Source organism: Marinovum sp. (assembly GCF_034669705.1).
In the GTDB taxonomy this organism is placed as follows: domain Bacteria; phylum Pseudomonadota; class Alphaproteobacteria; order Rhodobacterales; family Rhodobacteraceae; genus Marinovum.
On the sequence record NZ_JAXMOR010000055.1, the window covers coordinates 1 to 18,875 of the forward strand.

At 65.9% G+C, this 18,875-nt stretch carries 21 protein-coding genes, 1 tRNA gene and 1 pseudogene; 11 read left to right on the plus strand and 12 right to left on the minus strand.

Translation table 11 applies throughout. From position 1 onward, the window contains the following. The 3 genes from VOI27_RS22610 to VOI27_RS22620 all read left to right on the plus strand — a co-directional run. On the plus strand, positions 1-535 hold a 535-nt coding region (locus VOI27_RS22610; RefSeq protein WP_323768842.1), incomplete at its 5' end, for a class I SAM-dependent methyltransferase. Continuing rightward, on the plus strand, positions 536-1,051 hold the full coding sequence (locus VOI27_RS22615) for a hypothetical protein (RefSeq protein ID WP_323768844.1): 516 nt from the start codon (positions 536-538) through the stop codon (positions 1,049-1,051). 3 nt (positions 1,052-1,054) lie between these two features. Beyond that, the gene (locus VOI27_RS22620) at positions 1,055-1,723 is read left to right on the plus strand and encodes a hypothetical protein (protein WP_323768846.1); all 669 of its coding nucleotides are present in this window, start codon (positions 1,055-1,057) and stop codon (positions 1,721-1,723) included. A 120-nt stretch (positions 1,724-1,843) separates the two neighbouring features. On the opposite strand, the pseudogene VOI27_RS22625 reads toward VOI27_RS22620, so the two are convergent. From VOI27_RS22625 to VOI27_RS22635, 3 genes and pseudogenes are all read right to left on the minus strand, one after another. After that, positions 1,844-2,161: pseudogene (locus VOI27_RS22625) on the minus strand (sodium:calcium antiporter); the annotation flags it as partial. A gap of 10 nt (positions 2,162-2,171) precedes the next feature. After that, positions 2,172-3,086, minus strand: coding sequence for a sulfotransferase domain-containing protein (locus tag VOI27_RS22630; protein ID WP_323768848.1), 915 nt, complete (start codon positions 3,084-3,086; stop codon positions 2,172-2,174). Positions 3,087-3,147: 61 nt separating this feature from the next. Then, entirely contained in the window at positions 3,148-3,591 is a 444-nt protein-coding gene (locus VOI27_RS22635; protein ID WP_323768850.1) for a nuclear transport factor 2 family protein, read from the minus strand. Positions 3,592-3,738: 147 nt separating this feature from the next. On the opposite strand from VOI27_RS22635, the gene VOI27_RS22640 reads away from it, so the two are divergent. Beyond that, complete coding sequence (locus VOI27_RS22640) at positions 3,739-4,632, plus strand: LysR family transcriptional regulator (RefSeq protein WP_323768852.1); 894 nt, start codon at positions 3,739-3,741, stop codon at positions 4,630-4,632. 131 nt (positions 4,633-4,763) lie between these two features. Further along, positions 4,764-5,111 (plus strand): hypothetical protein, encoded by a 348-nt coding sequence (locus tag VOI27_RS22645; RefSeq protein ID WP_323768854.1) that lies wholly within the window; start codon positions 4,764-4,766, stop codon positions 5,109-5,111. 640 nt (positions 5,112-5,751) lie between these two features. Here VOI27_RS22645 and VOI27_RS22655 read toward each other — a convergent pair. From VOI27_RS22655 to leuD, 6 genes are all read right to left on the minus strand, one after another. Next, positions 5,752-5,828, minus strand: a tRNA-Pro gene (locus VOI27_RS22655). Positions 5,829-5,875: 47 nt separating this feature from the next. After that, the gene (locus VOI27_RS22660; RefSeq protein WP_323768856.1) at positions 5,876-6,820 is read right to left on the minus strand and encodes a DMT family transporter; all 945 of its coding nucleotides are present in this window, start codon (positions 6,818-6,820) and stop codon (positions 5,876-5,878) included. Positions 6,821-6,989: 169 nt separating this feature from the next. Continuing rightward, complete coding sequence (leuB, locus tag VOI27_RS22665; protein ID WP_323768858.1) at positions 6,990-8,096, minus strand: 3-isopropylmalate dehydrogenase; 1,107 nt, start codon at positions 8,094-8,096, stop codon at positions 6,990-6,992. Positions 8,097-8,264: 168 nt separating this feature from the next. After that, positions 8,265-9,278, minus strand: a complete 1,014-nt coding sequence (locus VOI27_RS22670; protein WP_323768861.1) for an endonuclease/exonuclease/phosphatase family protein — start codon at positions 9,276-9,278, stop codon at positions 8,265-8,267. Positions 9,279-9,307: 29 nt separating this feature from the next. Beyond that, complete coding sequence (locus tag VOI27_RS22675; protein WP_323768863.1) at positions 9,308-10,099, minus strand: hypothetical protein; 792 nt, start codon at positions 10,097-10,099, stop codon at positions 9,308-9,310. A gap of 517 nt (positions 10,100-10,616) precedes the next feature. After that, positions 10,617-11,222: a 3-isopropylmalate dehydratase small subunit gene (leuD, locus tag VOI27_RS22680; RefSeq protein ID WP_323768865.1), complete on the minus strand. Its 606-nt coding sequence runs from the start codon at positions 11,220-11,222 to the stop codon at positions 10,617-10,619. A 78-nt stretch (positions 11,223-11,300) separates the two neighbouring features. On the opposite strand from leuD, the gene VOI27_RS22685 reads away from it, so the two are divergent. After that, a complete protein-coding gene (locus VOI27_RS22685) occupies positions 11,301-11,513 on the plus strand; it encodes a DUF2945 domain-containing protein (RefSeq protein ID WP_323768867.1) in 213 nt (70 codons plus the stop codon). Positions 11,514-11,545: 32 nt separating this feature from the next. Here the strand turns inward: VOI27_RS22685 and leuC are convergent, their stop codons facing one another. After that, positions 11,546-12,949, minus strand: coding sequence for a 3-isopropylmalate dehydratase large subunit (leuC, locus tag VOI27_RS22690; protein ID WP_323768869.1), 1,404 nt, complete (start codon positions 12,947-12,949; stop codon positions 11,546-11,548). 252 nt (positions 12,950-13,201) lie between these two features. Between leuC and VOI27_RS22695 the strand changes: the two genes are divergently transcribed. From VOI27_RS22695 to rlmH, 4 genes are all read left to right on the plus strand, one after another. Then, positions 13,202-13,363, plus strand: coding sequence for a hypothetical protein (locus VOI27_RS22695; RefSeq protein ID WP_323768870.1), 162 nt, complete (start codon positions 13,202-13,204; stop codon positions 13,361-13,363). Between the two features lie 334 nt (positions 13,364-13,697). Next, entirely contained in the window at positions 13,698-15,053 is a 1,356-nt protein-coding gene (locus tag VOI27_RS22700; RefSeq protein WP_323768872.1) for a mechanosensitive ion channel family protein, read from the plus strand. 63 nt (positions 15,054-15,116) lie between these two features. Continuing rightward, positions 15,117-15,566: a ribosome silencing factor gene (rsfS, locus tag VOI27_RS22705; RefSeq protein ID WP_323768874.1), complete on the plus strand. Its 450-nt coding sequence runs from the start codon at positions 15,117-15,119 to the stop codon at positions 15,564-15,566. Positions 15,567-15,575: 9 nt separating this feature from the next. Then, positions 15,576-16,046, plus strand: a complete 471-nt coding sequence (rlmH, locus tag VOI27_RS22710) for a 23S rRNA (pseudouridine(1915)-N(3))-methyltransferase RlmH (RefSeq protein WP_323768876.1) — start codon at positions 15,576-15,578, stop codon at positions 16,044-16,046. Positions 16,047-16,350: 304 nt separating this feature from the next. Here rlmH and rsmD read toward each other — a convergent pair whose 3' ends face one another. Then, positions 16,351-16,914 (minus strand): 16S rRNA (guanine(966)-N(2))-methyltransferase RsmD, encoded by a 564-nt coding sequence (gene rsmD / locus VOI27_RS22715; protein WP_323768878.1) that lies wholly within the window; start codon positions 16,912-16,914, stop codon positions 16,351-16,353. Further along, the gene (locus VOI27_RS22720) at positions 16,911-18,119 is read right to left on the minus strand and encodes an NAD(P)/FAD-dependent oxidoreductase (protein WP_323768880.1); all 1,209 of its coding nucleotides are present in this window, start codon (positions 18,117-18,119) and stop codon (positions 16,911-16,913) included. Before VOI27_RS22720 ends, rsmD begins: the two co-directional genes overlap by 4 nt. A gap of 101 nt (positions 18,120-18,220) precedes the next feature. Between VOI27_RS22720 and VOI27_RS22725 the strand changes: the two genes are divergently transcribed. Further along, positions 18,221-18,709, plus strand: coding sequence for a peroxiredoxin (locus tag VOI27_RS22725; RefSeq protein ID WP_323768882.1), 489 nt, complete (start codon positions 18,221-18,223; stop codon positions 18,707-18,709). Positions 18,710-18,875 lie beyond the last annotated feature (166 nt).

Below are 18,875 nucleotides of genomic sequence, written 5' to 3' on the forward strand. Positions count from 1 at the left end.
GGCCGATATTGAAGCTCTTCCGTTCGAAAGTGCGACCTTTGACGCAGCGACCTGCCGGCTCGGCCTGATGTTCCTGCCGCACCCTTCCACTGGCCTGGCCGAGATGCGCCGGGTGCTTCGGCCGGGCCGCCGCGCCGTTTCGGTCGTTTTCTCGCGCCCCGAGCGCAATCCCTGCGTCACCACGCTGATGCGCGTCGCCTGCACGCAGGTCGGTGTCGCGCCGCCCGACCCTGCCCGGCCCGGGGGCCTGCTGAGCCTCGGGGCGCCCGGAGTGCTCGCGCGGCTCTACCGCGAGGCCGGCTTCTCGGACGTCCATGAACTCGGTGTCTCGGCGCCGTTCCGCATGCCTTCGGCGCGCCATTACGTGGATTTCGTCCGTGACGGCGCGGCCCCGGTGGTCGCGATCCTGTCGCGCCTTTCCGAGGAGCGCCGGGCGGCGGCCTATGAGGAGATCGAAAAAGAGCTGGAGGTGTTCCGGACCGTGGAGGGTTGGGAAGGGCCCAACGAACTCCTGATCGTATGGGGGACCGTATAAATGGCGCCGATAGGCAGACGCGCGTTCCTGCTGGGATCCTCCGGCCTCGTCCTGGCCGGAACGTCTTCGCCCCTCGCCCAAGACCGGACGGAGACCCTGCCCGTCGCCAAATCTCTGTTCGGCGAGGAGGCCCTCGCCCGCCTCGCGTCGGCCCAGCAAGCCCTTCTGTCCGGACGGGTCTTCGTCGTAGCGACCGGCAAGAATGCCGAGCCGACAAGCGGGCAGGACGTCGTGCGCTTCACCGGCGCGCTGCTGTCCACCGACCTCTGCGACCGTTTCGGGTTCCAGCCGGCCGCCTATCACCTTCGCGCCGAGGGCGAGACGCTTTACGTCATGGCCGTGCTGGTCAGCCCTGACCAAGGCGAGCTTCATTTCGCGGGCCGGATTACCGGCGACCGGCTGGTGGCGGAGGCCCAGTGGCGACGACCCAGATGGTATGGCGACGTCCACGTGCGCATCTGGTTCGATGGGGCGCTGGCCGCCCCGGATGAAGACCATCCGGCTTGGCTGAACTGACGGATGTCGCGTCGGAGCCTCTCGCTGCGCGCGCCGAAGGCCCGGGCGCTTTTCGTGCTGGTCTGCTATGTCGGGCTGATCGTCGGCGGGGCGATCTTCGGCCAGTGGATCGGCGCCGCACTCGATCTCGATCTTTGGCCGCATACCGAACCGGCGGTCCACCGCACCATCATCGTCGCGCTCATCGCCTACACTGTCCTGATGGCCCTGCCCTTCGTTCCGGGCATTGAGATCGGGCTCGCTCTCATCGCGATCTTCGGGGCGCGGGTCGTGCCGATGATCTACCTCTCGACGGTGCTCGCACTTTTGGCGGCCTTCGCGGTCGGACGGCTCGTTCCTGCCTCGGCGCTTGCCGCGGGACTGAGGACTGTCCATCTCATCCGCGCTGCCCGGCATGTCGAGGAGACTGCGGAGCTTGCCTTGCCACAGCGACGGGCCAGAATAGAAACGGCATTGCCCCGGTGGGCGCGACGATGGTTGCTGAAGGTCCCGATTCTTCCGATGCTGGTCTTGTTCAACCTGCCCGGCAACACGCTTGCAGGCGGCGGCGGCGGAATTGCGATGGCCTTGGGCGCGAGCCAAATGATCTCTTGGCCAGCCTATGCCCTCGGCGTCGCCATCGCCGTTTCGCCGGTCCCGATAGCGGTCCTGCTGGGGGCGTCGCTGAATTAGGCGTGTCTTTATGCACGTGAACGGCCGTTCGCGACCTTAACGGGTCAACCACGCGATCCCGCTACGAACCGGAGGAAGGCCCCCCACGGCGGACCTCGCATCGCCAATGCTCGTCGAGGATCAGGGCCAGAGCAGCCAGCCATACGCAATGTATCCTGCGACCAGGGTCGCACCCTCCCGGCGTCCGATCCGAAGCCCCGTCGCAGCGAAGAGAACCAGCACCAGCGTGACGGCCACCATCACCGGCGCGTCGAAACGCACGATCTCCTCCGGCACATGCGACGGCGCAATCAGCGCGGTGGTCCCGCCAATCCCGAGGATGTTGTAGATGTTCGAGCCAACGATGTTGCCGAAGGCCACATCGCCCTGCCGTTTCAGCGCGGCAATCACCGAGGTGACAAGTTCCGGCATCGACGTTCCGACTGCGACGATCGTCAAGATCCATGACCTACCGCACCTGTCGACCGTCTTTCAGCCACGCGGCCGCATCCGCCCCGAGCTCCTCGTCAGCGCACTGCTCATATGCGTCCGAGAGGTCGGACGGCAGCCGGTCCTTCCAACGCCCGTTCGTGCCCTTGTGGATGAAGCTCTGCGCACCGCCGTCCCAGAACGCGCCTCCGAGCGGGACCGACGCCGCCGCGTTGCGTTTCATGTAGTCGAAGGAGCAGTGCTCGGTGATCCGCGCGCGGGCATCTTCCGGGATGGGGATCTCGAGAAAGGCCGCAATGCGCTCAAGCTCGCCCTCGAAGTCACGCTTCAGATCGGCGAAATGCACCATCAGCACGTTGGGCAGGCTGCGGATCGCCCACCAGGACCGGACATTCTCCCAGAACGGCCAGAACGGCGCGCCGTCATTCTCCAGCCAGTGACGGAAATAGGCGACGGGGTCCTCGTGCGGCCGTCCGATCTCGGGGCCGACCAGGCCGGGGGTCTTGTTCAACGCGTCATACCATGCCTGGTTGGCGGTCGAGTGGTGGTTGTGCAACGACCATATCACGTCGCGCCCATCGCGGCCGATATAGATGTATTTCGCCTTCGGCGACATGCGCAGTGCATCGACCGGCAGATGTGTCTTGAGAAACCGGCGATGGCGCTGCGCCTCGACCTCGGGCAGCTTGATCTGCTTTGGCGGCACGCGCAGATCGAGCCAGGGCGACATTTCGGCGACGGGCAGCCCCTCGGCACCTTTGAAGATCAACTGGCTGACGATCTGTTGCATCCAGGTCGTGCCCGATTTGGCATAGGTCGAGATGACGATGTCGTCCTCGCGGAACGTCAGGTCATTCCAGATCGTGCTGTCGACGTGATGGTTGTGCATCTCCCGCACCTTGACGGGCGTCCGATGCATTACGGCGGTGGTCATGACGGTGTCCTTTCTGAGAATTTGCGGTGCCGCGGCGAGGCACGGCACCTCGCGGGGGCGGTCAGCGGTCCATGCCACGGGCGGGGAAAGCGACGTGGCGAAGCAACTTCAGCCCTGCGGGGGTATGCTCGGCGACCAGCACGTATTCGCCCGGCAGCGTGGCCCCGCCCATCTCGGGCGGCAGGGTCACGGTGTAGGTACCGATGTAGAGCATATGGCCCTCGCCCAGCGGTACCCTCTCGTCGATCTCGGCCGTGAAATCCGTAACATCCGGAAAGGCTGCCAGGCTTTGTGCAATGCTCTCGGCTCCCTCGAAGCGCCCGCCGGTGGAGGGCATGTAGACCGCCGCTTCGGTGAGGTGGGGCGCAAGGGCATCGTCATTGCCGCCGAGCGCCGCGGCGAAGGCCTCGATCATCCTTGCCTCGTCGGTCTGGATGGAGCCCGCGGCGGCCGGAACGCTGAAAGCGGCCACGGCCAAGGCGGTCAGGGTTATTGTGCGAAGCATGATCTTCCTCCTATGTTTGTTCCTGCCGCTGCGCCTTTCGGCGTCAGGGCCTGCCCCCAAGCATCATGGGATTGGAGGTGCCGGGGTAGCTCATCTGTCGCAGAACCGACCTGCGGGAATGCAGACACGCTTCAGGGAGGAGGCGAGATGTTCGACTGGGACGATATCCGGCTCTTTCTGGCGGTCGCACAGGAGGGCTCGACGCTGGGGGCATCAAAACGGCTGAACATCAACCAGACGACGGTGAGCCGACGCATCCAGGCTCTGGAGCAGGCCCTCAGCCTGACACTGTTCGAACGCGATCCGCGCGGCTATGCCCTGACGCCGCATGGCAGCGCGCTGCTGGACCTGGCCGGCCAGATGGCAGCCTCGGCGGAGACGATCCAGACCCGGGCTGAGCGGCTTTCGCGCGAAGTGTCCGGCATCATACGGCTGACGGGCAACCCGGAGGCCATGGAACATTGGGGGTTCCCCGTCCTCACGCGGTTCCGCACCAAACATCCGGACATCGAATTCGAGGTCGATATCAGTTCGGGCCAAGTGTCGCTGGAAAAGGGCGAGGCCGATATTGCCCTGCGGGCGGCGGACGAAATCACGGGCGATACGTTGATCGCGCGCAAGCTCGCCCTGATTCCGTGGGGGGTCTATTGCAGCCGCCACTACGAGAGGCAGCACGGTGCGCCGCACGGCCTTGAGACGTGTCAGGGTCACAAGTTCGTCCTCTACAATGGCCGATTGGCCGAGGTGGTCGGTGCTGCACGCTGGCTTGCCGAACAGGTCGGCGAGGCGGACCGGGCGCTTCAGGTGAATTCCGTCACCGGGATGATCGGTTCGCTGCGCTCGGGCGCCGGGCTCGGGCTGCTGCCCTGCGTCGCGGGCGATTTCGAGACCGATCTCGTGCCGTGCTTCCGGCATGAAAAGCTCCACCACACGCTCTGGGTCGTGGCCTCGAAGGAGGCCTATTCCCAGCCGCCGGTCCGCCGCTTCATGAAGTTCATCGGCGAAAACATCCCGCACGGCCCGCTCTGGGAGCCGGTCTGAGCGCTTCCCGCCTCTCTGCACAAATGCCGCCCGGTTCTGCATCCCGAGGGCTACGCAAGTCAAAGATCCTCCGGCAGGCTTTGGACATCGCCGATGGTTGTCGTCGGCAGAACCAACCCATGGAGGATATCATGACCCAGTTCGCTCGCAGCCTTGCCGCTTCGGTCTTTCTTGCCTTGCCGGTCGCGGCCTCGGCGCAGGACGTTCCTGTGCTGGCGGTGATCAGCCACCCGGTCGAGGACTACGGCGTCTGGCGCCAGGTCTACGACGCTTTCGCTGACGAGCAGCAGGCCGGCGGCGTTATCATGGAGCAGGTCTTTCAAGACCCTGGCCTTCCGAACAACGTGCTCGTCCTGCACGGTTTCGAAAGCCTCGAGGCCGCCGAGGCGTTTCTCACCTCCGACAAGCTGAAATCGGCGATGGAAGGCGCAGGCGTCGCAGCGGCGCCTACCGTAAAGGTCGTGGCGCGGGCTGACTGATCGGCTTCGACGCTCCGTGAGGTTTGTAGTGCGGAGCGTCAGGGTCTTTCCGGGGCATGGTTGACTGCACAGCACGACCCTCTTGGAGCGCGTCAACAAGGAGAACAAACGACGGACCAGCGTCGTCGGGCTCGAGCAGTCTCTCGAACCGGTGGCGTTGCTGCCCTCACTCCCGAACCGCGCGGCTGTCGTCCGCCTCGTGGGTGTCTTCATGCTGGAGCAAAACGATGATGGGCCGTCTCGCGCCGCTACATGCCGGTGGAAAAGCTGACTGCCGTGTGCACCGATCCCGATTCGGCGACGATGATCGCTTGACCCAGTTCTTCCCCGTCCGAGGCTGCCAAGTTCAGGTCTCGCCGGGAAATCGAGTTGTGAGTGCTTCCGCGCGATCAACCACCCGGCATCCCTTGGCGAACTCGGATGATGTCGTGCGGCCCCTATTTGACTACTCATCCTCGGTAGGCTGGACGGCGTGCGCCCATCGCGGTTGGGGAAATTCCGCTCTTGGCAGCCAGCATCCCGAGCGCCGGATACACAAAGGGCTGACCGTTTTTCATACTCGAGAAGTGGTGCTTCCGAGGCCGGCCCCGGAAACTAACCCCCGAAAAACCAAAAGGCGCCCGAGGGCGCCTTGTTTTATTGGTCGGAGTGAGAGGATTCGAACCTCCGGCCCCTGCCTCCCGAAGACAGTGCTCTACCAGGCTGAGCTACACTCCGACCGTGACGCGCGGATTACAGTGCCCCCGCCGGCATTGCAAGCGGATTCAGTCGCTTTTCCACCGCCGCAGGATCGCCGAGGTGCGAATGCTGCCCGGACTGTAGCCGCGCGAGCGGTTGCGCAGCACCGGGGTATTGTCGGATTTGCCACCACGGCTCTCGCGGTAGACGATGTAGAGCCCCGACAGGATGATCAGCCCGGCGCCATAGACCGTCGGATCGTCGAGGCTCTCGCCGAACAGCAGGAAGCCGAACAGCGTCGCCCAGAGGATCTGCGAATACTGCATCGGCGCCACGATCGCCGCCTCGCCATAGCGATAGGCGGCGATGACGCACATGCTGGCGAGAAAGCCCAGGAGCGCGATGACGCCCAGCCCGCCGAGATCGGTGATCGGCATCGGCACATAGACGAAGGGCAGCGCCAGCCCCATCAGCAGGAAGTTGCCGGCCAGCGGATAGAGCAGCAGCACCACCGTGCGCTCCTCCTGGCCGATCTTGCGCACCACCACCGACGACAGCGCGTTGCAGAAGGCCGAGCCCAGCGCCGCCGCATGGCCCAGCGTCAGTTCCTGCCCGCCCGGCCGCAGCACCACGATCACCCCGATCAGCCCGACGGTCACCGCCGCCCAGCGATGCGGGCCGACGCTCTCGCCCAGCATCGGGATCGCCAGCACGGTGATCAGCATCGGCGCGGCAAAGAGCAGCGTGTAGGTCTGCGCCAGCGGCAGCACGGAAAAGGCGTAAAAGGCCATCAGGCCCGAAAACAGCGCGCCGAAGACCCGCACCGAGACCCACCAGGGGTGCACCGGCCGCAGATTCTCGCGGGTCGGGTCGCTCATCAGGACGAAGGTCAGCAGCGGAAAGCTGAACAGCCCGGCAAAGAAGATGATCTGCACCGGCGTGTAGCTGCTGCCGAGGTATTTCACCACGACGTCATGCACCGAAAACAGGGCGAATCCGAGCAGGGCGAAGAGCAGGCCTTTGATGTTCATGGGGGTCTCGCAGGAGGTTCTGGCCCAAGGCCAATCGCGTTGTCCCCTGTTACGGCGAAGTGACCGCGAGGATCAAGGCCGCAGGCGCTTGCGAAGCGCAATCCCCCGGGGCCCCGCAGGCCGGGGGAGAGGTGACCGCCGCGCGCGGCGGCGATCACCGGCAATGGGATCAGAGCGAAGCGTCGAGCGCTGCCAGAACAGCGTCGCCGGCTTCCGAGGTCGAGACCGGCGTGGCGCCTTCCGCCTGCAGCAGATCGGCGGTGCGGACACCATTGGCCAGCACGGTCTCGATGGCCTGCTCCAGCCGGTCGGCCTCCGCACCCTGGTCGAAGCTGTAGCGCAGCGCCATGGCGAACGACAGGATGCAGGCGATCGGGTTGGCCTTGCCGGTGCCGGCGATATCGGGCGCCGAGCCGTGCACCGGCTCGTAGAGCGCCTTGGGACGGCCATTGGCCATCGGGGCGCCCAGCGAGGCCGAGGGCAGCATGCCGAGCGAGCCGGTGAGCATGGCGGCGAGGTCGGACAGCAGGTCGCCGAACAGGTTGTCGGTGACGATCACGTCGAACTGCTTGGGCCAGCGGGTCAGCTGCATGGCGCCTGCATCGGCGTACATGTGGGTCAGCTCGACGTCGGAGTACTCGGCCTGATGCACCTCGGTGACCACGTCGCGCCAAAGCACGCCCGATTCCATCACGTTGGCCTTCTCCATCGAGCACAGCTTGTTGTTGCGCTTGCGCGCCAGCTCGAACGCCGAGCGCGCCACGCGGGCGATCTCGGATTCGGTGTAGCGCTGGGTGTTGATGCCGACGCGCTCGTTGCCTTCCTTGATGATCCCGCGCGGCTCGCCGAAATAGACGCCCGAGGTCAGCTCGCGGATGATCATGATGTCGAGACCGGACACGACGTCCTTTTTCAGCGACGAGAACTCCGCCAGCGCGTCAAAGCACTGCGCCGGGCGCAGGTTGGCATAAAGGTCCATCTCCTTGCGCAGGCGCAGCAGGCCCCGCTCCGGCTTGACCGAAAAGTCGAGGTTGTCGTACTGCGGGCCACCGACGGCGCCAAGCAGGACGGCGTCGACCTCCTGCGCCTTGGCCATGGTGTCGTCATGCAGCGGCGTGCCGTGCTTGTCATAGGCGCAGCCGCCGACGAGGTCTTCGCTGACCTCGAACTTGAGCCCGCGCTTGTCGCCGTACCAGTCGATGATCCGACGGACCTGTTCCATGACCTCGGGGCCGATGCCGTCGCCGGGCAGGATCAGAAGAGAAGGCGTGCTCATGGGGCGGTTCCTTTGTCGCGAAAAACGTTCCAGCATCGCCTATCCAATGCCTGCCGGAGGGTCAAGAAACGACAGCCCCTCCGCCCCGCCCGCCCCGGACCTGATCCGGGGCCTCCCGGTCGGCGAAGAGGTCCCGGAGCGGGGTCCGGGACGCGCGCACGAGAGGGGTCACTCGGCCGGCGGCCAGTTCAGATCGACCCAGACCAGCGCATGGCGCGAGGCCTCTGCCGCGCGGCTTCCCGGCGTGGGCCAGAGCGTGCCGCTGGCCAGCACCCTCAGACCGGCCGAGGGCAGCAGGTAATCCACCCGCAGATTGCCCGGCACCGGCTCTGACCAGTTGGCGGTGTCGCGCGCCGGATCGCCCTGCTGGCCCGGGGTGGCCTCCTCAGCAGCGGCCGGATCGCGCGGGCCCGGGTCCTGCAGCCGCGGGTCGGCCAGCAGGGTGCGGATTGCGTCATGCCGCCCCTCGCCGTCCAGAGGGTCAAGGTTGGCATTGCCCATCAGCGCTAGATGGTCCGGAACCGGGCCGAACGCGCCATCGAGGTAATGCCGCCAGAAGATCACCTCGTCGTGGTTGCGCCGGCCGTTGCGATCCTCCGGCCCGTCAAAGACCGGCGGCGTGGCGTTCATCGCCAGCACGCTCAGCGCCCCGCCGGGCAGTGTGACCGGCACCGCCCAATGCGCCACGCTGGACAGCGGCACGAGGTCCTCCGCCGCCTCCGGCAGCGCCGCCCCTGCCATCAGATTGCCCGGCAGATCGCGCCAGAGCAGAGTCGAGAAATCCTCGGCCGCCCCGAACGGATAGCGCGAGAGCAGCGCCATGGCCCCATCGCCGGTGAAGAACCCGAAGCCCAGCGCATCCTCGGCCTCCTGCAACCGGCCATCGCCATCGAGATCGGCCCCGATGTCGCGGCCGGCGTTCTGCGGCGGGGCAAAGAGATGCGGATACTCCGGTCCGGCGGCGGCAATCGCATCGCGCAGCGCCCCGAGCGTCAGCAGGGTCAGGTCATGGTCGATGTCGGTCAGCAGCAGGATGTCGGGCTGCAGCTCGGCCAGGATCTCGACCACTGCGGCCACCTGCGGGTCGTCGCCCTTGCGGATGTCGCGCAAAAGCAGGCCGGGGCCCTTACGGCTCAGCTCGACGTGCCAGGTGGCCAGCCGCAGCGGCTCGGCCACCGCCATCGGCGCGGTCAGGCAACAGACGAGATGAATCAGCCAGCGTGCTGGGCGCGGGCATAGGCGCGACGGCGCTTTTCCTCGATCAGGTCGGCAACGCGGCCCATGGCGATGCCGCGCATGATCATGCTGGCGGGAATGAAGGCCCATGCCACCATGGTCCATACAAAGCTCTGCGAGTCAAACAGGGTAAAGGCGTCGAAGACGCCCGAGGTCAGCCGGATGAAGGCCGGAATCAGGAAGGGCAACACCACCCCGGCAGCAATGTTCAGCCAACTGTCGCGGCGCAGCCGCGGCAGCACGTCGCCGCCGGTGGTGGGATCGAACAGCGGCAGATTGACCCAGACGTTGAACGCGCCGTTGCGCGACGGCCAGTCGTAGATCCGTACCAGCAGGGCAAAGGTGGCCAGCGCGGTCAGCGACATGGCATAGACCAGCGCCGCCCCGTCACGGGCGCGCTCGACCATCTCGAGGCTCGAATCGGTCGGCAGACCGTAGATGAAGATGCGCACCGGCGAATACGGCAGGTCGAGAAGCTCGCCCATGGCCGAGGCCCCGCGAGAGACGATACCGCTGAGCACGCCGGGGTGGGTCGCGTGACGGGTCAGCCAGGTCAGGCAGATCACCATCAGCAGCAGCATCACGAAGCGCATGCGGTTGAACGGCGGCGCGTGGCGGAATTCGACGAAGCTGGGATAGGCAGAGGCGTATTCGACAAACACGAAGACCGCCGCGAGAAGCGCCACGAGCACCGAGATCTGCGCACCGTCGGCATTGCTCGGGCCAAGCACCAGCGATGGCAGAACCGCCAGGCTGGATACAAGCAACGCCCGTAGTGCCGCACCGAATATGCGTGAAATCACTGCCCGTTCCCTTCAATCCGGTCGAGCGCGGTACGATGCCGTGCCCTTGTTCCCGTCTGATGCCGCCTGGGTGTCGCGGCTTGCCTCATTCTTGCCCAATTGTTGCCTCCTTTCGGCCGGTGTCTCAACCGTCTGTTCACAGTATCGAAACTATTCGGGCAATTTCGTGGGATCACTGGTGCCTGATTGCATCAATACTGCGGCGGAAAAACGTCAGCGAAATCAGCGCATACCAGATGTTGCGGCCGCCGCGGCTCGGCCCACAAGCCGGCTGCCAGCACCGTGCCGGGCCACCCGGCCTGCCCTCCGGCATCGCGCCGCCGACAGGCTTTCGAGCGGACCCCATGCGACTGCAAATGCCGGTCGGTCTACTCAGAGGGTGGTTGAGTCCGGCCTTGCCCGCCCGCCCGGCCAAACCGCGCCGCACACGAAAACGGCGCGGAAGACCGCGCCGTTTGCCACTCTTGCCGGGTGAGACGGATCAGACCCAGGGACGCGCCTGCGCTGCCTCGGCCTCGAATGTGTCGATCGAGGCCTCCTTGGCCATGGTCAGGCCAATATCATCCAGCCCTTCCATCAGGCAGTGCTTCTTGAAGGCGTCGACTTCGAAGCCGATGGTGCCGCCGTCGGGGCCCTGGATGGTCTGGTTTTCCAGATCGATGGTCAGCTTGGCATTGGCGCCGCGCTCGGCGTCATCCATCAGCTTGTCGACGTCGTCCTGCGGCAGCACGATCGGCAGGATGCCGTTCTTGAAGCAGTTGTTGTAGAAGATGTCGGCAAAGCTGGTCGAGATCACGCATTTGATGCCGAAATCCGCCAGCGCCCAGGGCGCATGCTCGCGCGAAGAGCCGCAGCCGAAGTTGTCGCCGGCGACAAGGATCTGCGCGTCGCGGTATTGCGGCTTGTTCAGCACGAAATCGGGGATCTCGCTGCCATCGCGGTTGTAGCGCATCTCGTCGAACAGGTTCTTGCCAAAGCCGGTGCGCTGGATCGATTTCAGAAACACCTTGGGGATGATCATGTCGGTGTCGATGTTGACCAGTGGCATCGGCGCCGCGGTGCCGGTCAGTTTGGTGAATTTTTCCATTTCGGGTCCTTTCGGAAGCCGCGGAACCGCGCCGGTGTCTGGCGCGTTGCCCGCGGTATGGGATCAGGAGGTCAGAGCATGTCGTATCAGACAGGCACGAAAGTTGAGTGGGACTGGGGCAATGGCACCGGAACCGGCAAGGTCACCAAGAGATACACGCAGAAGATCACCCTGACGCTGCAGGGCAGCGAGGTGACGCGTGATGCCTCCGACGACGAACCGGCCTACAGGATCGAGCAGGACGACGGCGACGAGGTGCTGAAGTCCGAAAGCGAACTCCGCAAGGCCTGATCGCCGCGTCCCGGTAAGCACTGCCTAGGCCCTCACATCATCTCGCGCACGTCGGTCAGGTGGCCGGTCACCGCCGCCGCCGCCGCCATCGCCGGCGAGACGAGGTGGGTGCGGCCCTTGTAGCCCTGGCGCCCCTCGAAGTTGCGGTTCGAGGTCGAGGCGCAGCGCTCACCTTCCGACAGTTGGTCGGGGTTCATGGCAAGGCACATCGAACAGCCCGCCATGCGCCACTCAAAACCGGCTTCCTTGAAGATATCCGCCAGACCCTCTTCCTCGGCCTGCGCCCGGACAAGGCCCGAGCCGGGCACGACCATGGCGCGCATGCCGTCCTTGATCTTCTTGCCCTTGAGGATCTCGGCCGCGGCGCGCAGGTCCTCGATCCGGCCGTTGGTGCAGGAGCCGATGAAGACCGTGTCGATCTCGATATCGGTCAGTGCCTGGCCGGGCTTGAGGCCCATGTAATCGAGCGACCGCCGGGCGGCGTCGACCTTGCCGCCCTTGAAGTCCTCGGGCGCCGGCACCTTGGCGGTGATCGGCAGGACGTCCTCTGGCGAGGTGCCCCAGGTGACGACCGGGGCGATGTCTTCGCCCTTGATGGTGATCACCTTGTCCCAATGCGCGTCGTCATCGGAATAGAGCGTCTTCCACCAGTTGAGCGCGGCTTCCCACTGGGCACCCTTCGGCGCATGCGGGCGGCCCTTGACGTAGGTGAAGGTGGTCTCGTCCGGCGCGATGATGCCGGCGCGCGCGCCGCCTTCGATCGCCATGTTGCAGACGGTCATCCGGCCTTCCATCGACAGTTCGCGGATCGCGTCGCCGCAATACTCGATGACATAGCCGGTGCCGCCGGCGGTGCCGGTCTCGCCGATCACCGAAAGGGTGATGTCCTTGGCGGTGACACCGGGGCGCAGCTTGCCGGTGATCTCGACCTTCATGTTCTTGGACTTCTTCTGGATCAGCGTCTGGGTGGCCAGAACGTGCTCGACCTCTGAGGTGCCGATGCCATGCGCCAGTGCGCCAAACGCACCATGGGTGGCGGTGTGGCTGTCACCGCAAACCACGGTCATGCCCGGCAGGGTCCAGCCCTGTTCGGGGCCGACGATGTGCACGATGCCCTGGCGGACGTCGGAGACCGGGTAGTAATGCACACCGAAGTCCTTGGCGTTCTTGTCGAGCGCCTCGACCTGGATGCGGCTTTCGGGGTTGTCGATGCCGTTCACCCGATCCTCGGTGGTGGGGACGTTGTGGTCCGGCACGGCGATGGTCTTTTCCGGGGCGCGCACCTTGCGGCCCGCCAGGCGCAGACCCTCGAAGGCCTGCGGGCTGGTCACCTCGTGCACGAGGTGGCGATCGATGTAGAGCAAGCAGGTGCCGTCTTCGGCTTCATGCGCGACATGCGCATCCCAGATCTTGTCATAGAGCGTTTTGGGGGACATGGCTGGTCCTCTCCCGTTCAATTGGTCATGATTTCAGGGGCGGATTGGCAAAAGGCCGCTTATAGCCGTGCGAGAACCGTGAAGGTCGCACCGAAGAACCGCTCGCGAAGGCGGGCGCGGTCTTGAATATCCGTCAGCATTTGCATAGCTGGCCCCTTACAGGCTGGGCGAGATTCTCGCAAGCCAAAGCGGTGGTTTGCCGCAAATCGTGATCCCCTGAAACCGGGGCCGGGCGCGGGCAGAGTTGGAACGATGAGCAAGCTGAGTGTGATCTATGTGGCTCTTTGCGCCGCGGTGCTGACCGCGGGGCTTGCGGTGCAATCGGTCCAGGGCGGCGCGACCCCGTCGCAGACCGGCTTTTCCGACGACCACCTGCGCGCGGTGATCGAGGCCACCGGCGAAGGGCCGCACTGACAGCGGACTGCGGTGCCGCATGGTTTCGACGAGAGCCGGGCCGGCGGGGCCCGCGGGGTGGCGCTGCAACTGTAACTATATTCCACTTTATGCCAGCCACGAGCCACTGTCCCGGGCTTGACCCGGGACCTCACGGCCAACCCGAACGGAGAGGCGCCGGATCAGGTCCGGCCGGCGGCGACGGGCCAGCGGGCGGAGGATGCACCCTCGGTGCGACGGGGCAGGCAGCGCCCGTGCTCCGGGCCACGAGACGCCAGCGCACCTGCCATCCTGACAAAGCTTGCCCGGCGATACCCGCCGGTGCAAGCTGACCCACGCCTTGCCAGGAGCCCCGATGGACCCTCAGACCGACCCCGCCCATGCCATCGCCCTCTTGCAGGACCTGTTTACAAATGCGCGGGCCTGGGCCGAGTTCTACTTCAACATGCTGCTGCGCCCCTGGATCCGCTACCAGGTGGTCATCGCCCTTGTCCTCTTTGCCCTCGCCTGGGGTGCCGCGAGGCTCGCCCGGCCAAGGCTGCACGACTGGATGCGCGCGCGAGAAGGCTGGCCGCGCTGGCGGATGCGGGTGCTGGTGATCATCCACCGCCGCCTCAGGATGATCTTCTTCGTCAGCCTGATGTGGCTCGCCGTGCTGGTCATGCGCGAGATCACCTGGCCCTCCCGCTCCTACCTGCTGGCGATCTTCGCCAATCTCGCCGCCGCCTGGCTCTTCGTCGTCTTTGCCACCCGGCTGATCGACAACCCGCTGCTGCGCAGCACCGTGCGCTACGGCGCCTGGATCTGGGTCACCCTGTCGATCCTCGGGCTGACCGAGGACAGCCAGCGCCTGCTGGAAAGCATGGCGATCACCCTGGGCGAGATGCGGCTGACCGCCTGGCTGCTGGTGCAGGCACTGGTGATCCTGACGGTGACCATCGCGCTGGCGCGCTTCATCGCCAGAACCACCGCCAACCGGATCCGGCGCAACGAGGACATTTCGCCCTCGATGCAGGTGCTGGCGGTCAAGTTTCTGCAGGTGCTGCTCTATGGCGCGGCCTTCTTCATCGGGCTCAACATGGTGGGGGTCGATCTCACCGGGCTGGCGGTGCTGTCGGGGGCGATCGGCGTCGGCCTGGGCTTCGGGCTGCAGAAGGTGGTCTCGAACCTGGTCTCTGGCATCATCATCCTGCTCGACAAGTCGATCAAGCCCGGCGACGTGATCAGCCTGGGCGAGACCTTCGGCTGGATCAATGCGCTCGGGGCGCGCTACGTCAGCGTCGTCACCCGCGACGGCCGCGAATACCTGGTGCCCAACGAGGACCTGATCACCGGCCAGCTGGTGAACTGGTCGCATTCCTCGGATTTCGTCCGGCTCGACATCTTCTTCGGCACCTCCTACGACGACGACCCGCATGCGGTGCGCCGGCTGGCGATCGAGGCGGCCACCGGCGTCAAGCGGGTGCTGTCGCATCCCAAGACCCCGGTCTGCCATATCGTGGGCTTCGGCGACAGCTCGGTCGACTACATCCTGCGCTTCTGGATCAGCGATCCCACCGGCGGGCTGACCAACATCCGCGGCGATGTGTACCTTGCGCTCTGGGACGCTTTCAAGGCAAACGACATCTCGATTCCCTTCCCGCAGCGCGAGGTGCGGGTGCTCGACGACCGGGCAGATGCGGCCGAGACCGGCGGCATCTTGCAGCCCTAGGCGCAGTTTCATTGAAATGTGACCTCTGGATTGCTAAATTGGGGGCACGTCAGGCGCCGGGCGATGCGGCGCGATACCAAGGAGGACAAAGTCCTGACTCTTACCATTGCGGCAAATTCTGCCGTTCAAGGCGTGCCCGGCTCGGGCCAACATGCGCAAGTCACCAGCGAAGAGCTGCTTGCGCAAATCCTGACCTCTCTTTCCGACAGCAAGGCCGAGGACATCGTGGAGATCGACCTCCGCGGCAAGACGGCCATGGGCGACTACATGGTGATCTGCTCCGGCCGGTCGTCGCGTCAGGTCGCGTCGATCTCGGAAAAGCTTGTCGACATGCTCAAGGCCGATCTCGGCCGTGGCGCCAAGACCGAGGGCAAGGAAACCGGTGACTGGGTGTTGATCGACACCGGAGACGTGATCGTTCATGTCTTCCGTCCCGAGGTGCGCGACTTCTACCAGCTGGAAAAGATGTGGATGCCTACCGGCGAAGCCACCTCGCGGCCCACCGGCCACTGATCCAGCCTGATGCGTGTGCATATATGCGCGGTGGGCCGCCTGAGGGCGGGCCCCGAGAAGACGTTGATCGACGATTATGCCACGCGTTTCGACAGAACGGGCCGGGCCCTCGGGCTGGGCCCCGTGACCTTCCACGAGGTCGAGGACCGAAAGGGCGGCGGCATGACTGCCGAGGCCACCCTGCTGCGCAAGGCGATGCCTGCCGGCGCAGTCCTGGTCGCGCTCGACGAACGTGGCAAGCTGATGACCTCCCCCGATTTCGCCAACGTGCTGGCGCGCCACCGTGACGATGGCCGCGGCGATCTGGCGCTGATCATCGGCGGCGCCGACGGGATCGAGCCGGGCCTGCGCGCCGAGTGCGACATGGCGCTCTCCTTCGGCAAGATGGTCTGGCCGCACATGCTGGTCCGGGTGATGCTGAGCGAGCAGCTCTACCGCGCCGCCTCGATCCTGGCTGGTGCACCCTATCACCGGGTGTGACGCGGGCGCCTGAGGCCTCAGTCCTTGCGAAAAGCCCCTCTAGGAGGGGCGACAGACCGCAAGCGCACCCTCAAGGGCGGCGACACGGGTGCCATAATAAACGCAGGTGATATTTCCCTAGATAGCCCGCTTGCGCGTGGCCACGGCAACCGCGCCAGCATAACCGCAATCGCTTGCGGCCCGTGCGCAACTGGGCGGTGCCGTGGCATGCCGTGCTGCGGCCCGTCGGGCCGCCGTGAGGGTGGTCGCATGCAAGACAGGCTCACCATGCCACAGAATGGCTGTCACCGCAACGCCACAGCTTTCAGTTTTCGACGGCCATCAGGCTGATGACAGTATCGCCGTATTTCCGCGCCTCGAGCAGGGCGAATCCCTCTGGCGCCACCTGCGCTGCGCGCTCCTCCCAGACGACCAGCGCCTCGGGGGCGATCCAGCCGCCTTTTGCCGCCGCGGCCAGCGCCGCCGCGCCCAACGCCTTGCCGTAGGGCGGGTCGAGAAAGACCAGGTCGTAGGGCGCGTCGGCATTGGCCGGCAGCCGGGTGGCATTGCAGGCGATCAGCCGCGCCCGGTCTGCCTCGCGCAGCAGCGCGATATTGGCGCGGATCAGCTGGCCCGCCTTGCGACCGTCATCGACAAACACCACCTCGGCCGCGCCGCGCGACAGCGCCTCGAGCCCCAGCGCCCCGGTGCCGGCAAAGAGGTCAAGCACCCGGGTGCCGTCGAACGGCGCGCCGAACCGGCCACCGCCCAGCATCGAGAACAGGCTCTCGCGCACCCGGTCGGTGGTCGGCCGCAGATGCGCACCGGCATCGCCCTTGCCCACCGGGGTCAGCGCCCGGCCGCGGTGCTCTCCGGCAATGATCCTCACCGTTTCAGCAGCGCCTTCAGTTCGCCATCGGGGGTGTGCACCTCGGCGCGGGTGATCGTCTTGCCGGCCTCGATCAGCCGCTTGGCCACCATATAGCCGCGGGCGTCGTTCATCGCATCGACCGCCACCAGCGTCTCGCCGTGGAAGTACCAGAAGGAGGTGCGGCCGTCCGCGCCATGGCGGGTCTCGACGTGGTCATAGCCGGTGTTGAGCCCGGCAATCTGCAGCTTGCAGTCGTACTGATCCGACCAGAACCAGGGCGTGGCCACATACTCCACCGCGCCGCCCATCATGTTCTGCGCCACCACCTCGGCCTGGTCGATGGCATTGGGCACGCTTTCCAGCCGGATACGCTCGCCCTTATACGGAAAGGAGGTGCAATCGCCGGCGGCAAAGACATCCGGCGCCGAGGTGCGGCCCTGCGCATCGACCTTGATGCCGTTGTCGATCTCGAGCCCGGCGGCCTCGGCCAGTTCGGTCGCCGGCGCGATCCCGACGCCGACCACCACCATGTCGACCGCGATCTCACTGCCGTCGGTCAGCCGCGCGCCGCTGACTGCGCCTTCGCCCAAGAGCCGCTCAAGCCCCAGCCCTTCGAGAATCTCGACCCCGTGGCTGCGGTGCAGGGCGCGGAAATGCTCTGCGGTCTCGGGCGCGGCCACCCGTTGCAGAATGCGCTGGCCCATCTCGACCAGCGTCACCTGCATGCCCTTCTTGGCCGCCACCGCCGCCGCCTCGAGCCCGATATAGCCACCGCCGACAATCAGCGCCCGGCGCCCCTCGCGGACCTGCGGCGCCATGGCATCGACATCGGCCAGGGTGCGCACGGTAAAGACATGGTCCAGATCGCCGCCAATCGCCGCCGGCAGGCGCCGCGGATGCGACCCGGTGCAGAGCGCCAGCTTGTCGTAACCCAGCACCTCGTTGCCCAGCGCAACCGTCCGGGCCGCGGTGTCGATCGCGGTGACGCTGCTGCCGAGCCGCAGGGTGATGTCCAGATCCTCATAGACCTGCGCCGGCCGCAGGTAGAGCCGCTCCTGCGCCATCTCGCCCAGCAGATAGGCCTTGGAAAGCGGTGGGCGCTCGTAGGGCGGCACCGGTTCGGCGCCGATCAGGGTGATCTCGCCGTCAAATCCGCTGTTGCGCAGCTTGGTGACAAGCGAGGCCCCGGCCTGGCCGCCGCCGACCACGATGAAATGCGCCATGCTGTCTCCTCGCCTTGGTTCACGCGATCGGGGCTGGCCCTCGCTGCGCCAGAGCCTATATCGGCCAGGAAGACAAACGCAAATCGAATAGGACCGGATACATGACGATTTCAGTCGGAGACAGCCTGCCCAACGCCACCCTGCTGCGGATCGGTGCCGAAGGGCCCGAAACGGTGGACCTCGAGGCCAAGCTCAAGGGCCGCAAGGTGGTGATCTTCGGCCTGCCCGGCGCCTATACCCGCACCTGTTCGAGCGCCCATGTGCCGAGCTTCATCCGCACCAAGGCCGGGTTTGACGCCAAGAGCGTGGACGAGATCATCTGCGTCTCGGTCAACGACCCCTTCGTGATGAACGCCTGGGGCGAGAGCAGCGGTGCCACGGCGGCGGGGCTGAGCTTTCTGGCGGATGCCGGTGCCGAGTTCACCAAGGCGGTCGGCATGAACTTCACCGCGCCGGCGGTGGGCTTCTACGACCGCTCGGTGCGCTATGCGCTTTTTGCCGAGGACGGCGTGGTCAAGGTGCTGCACCGCGAGGAAAGCCCGGGCCTCTGCGAAGCCTCGGCCGGCGAGGCGCTGCTCGCGGCGATCTGAGCGCCACGACCGCCGCCCCGTCCCGGCCTTGAGCCGGCAACCGTAATCGGTCACCGCGTGTCAGACGGCTTTCGGGTCGAAGGGTTTGCCCGTTCGCAGCATCGCGTTGAGGATCGTTAGCAGCTTGCGGGCGACCGCGATGATGGCCTGTTTCGCGGTCTTGCCT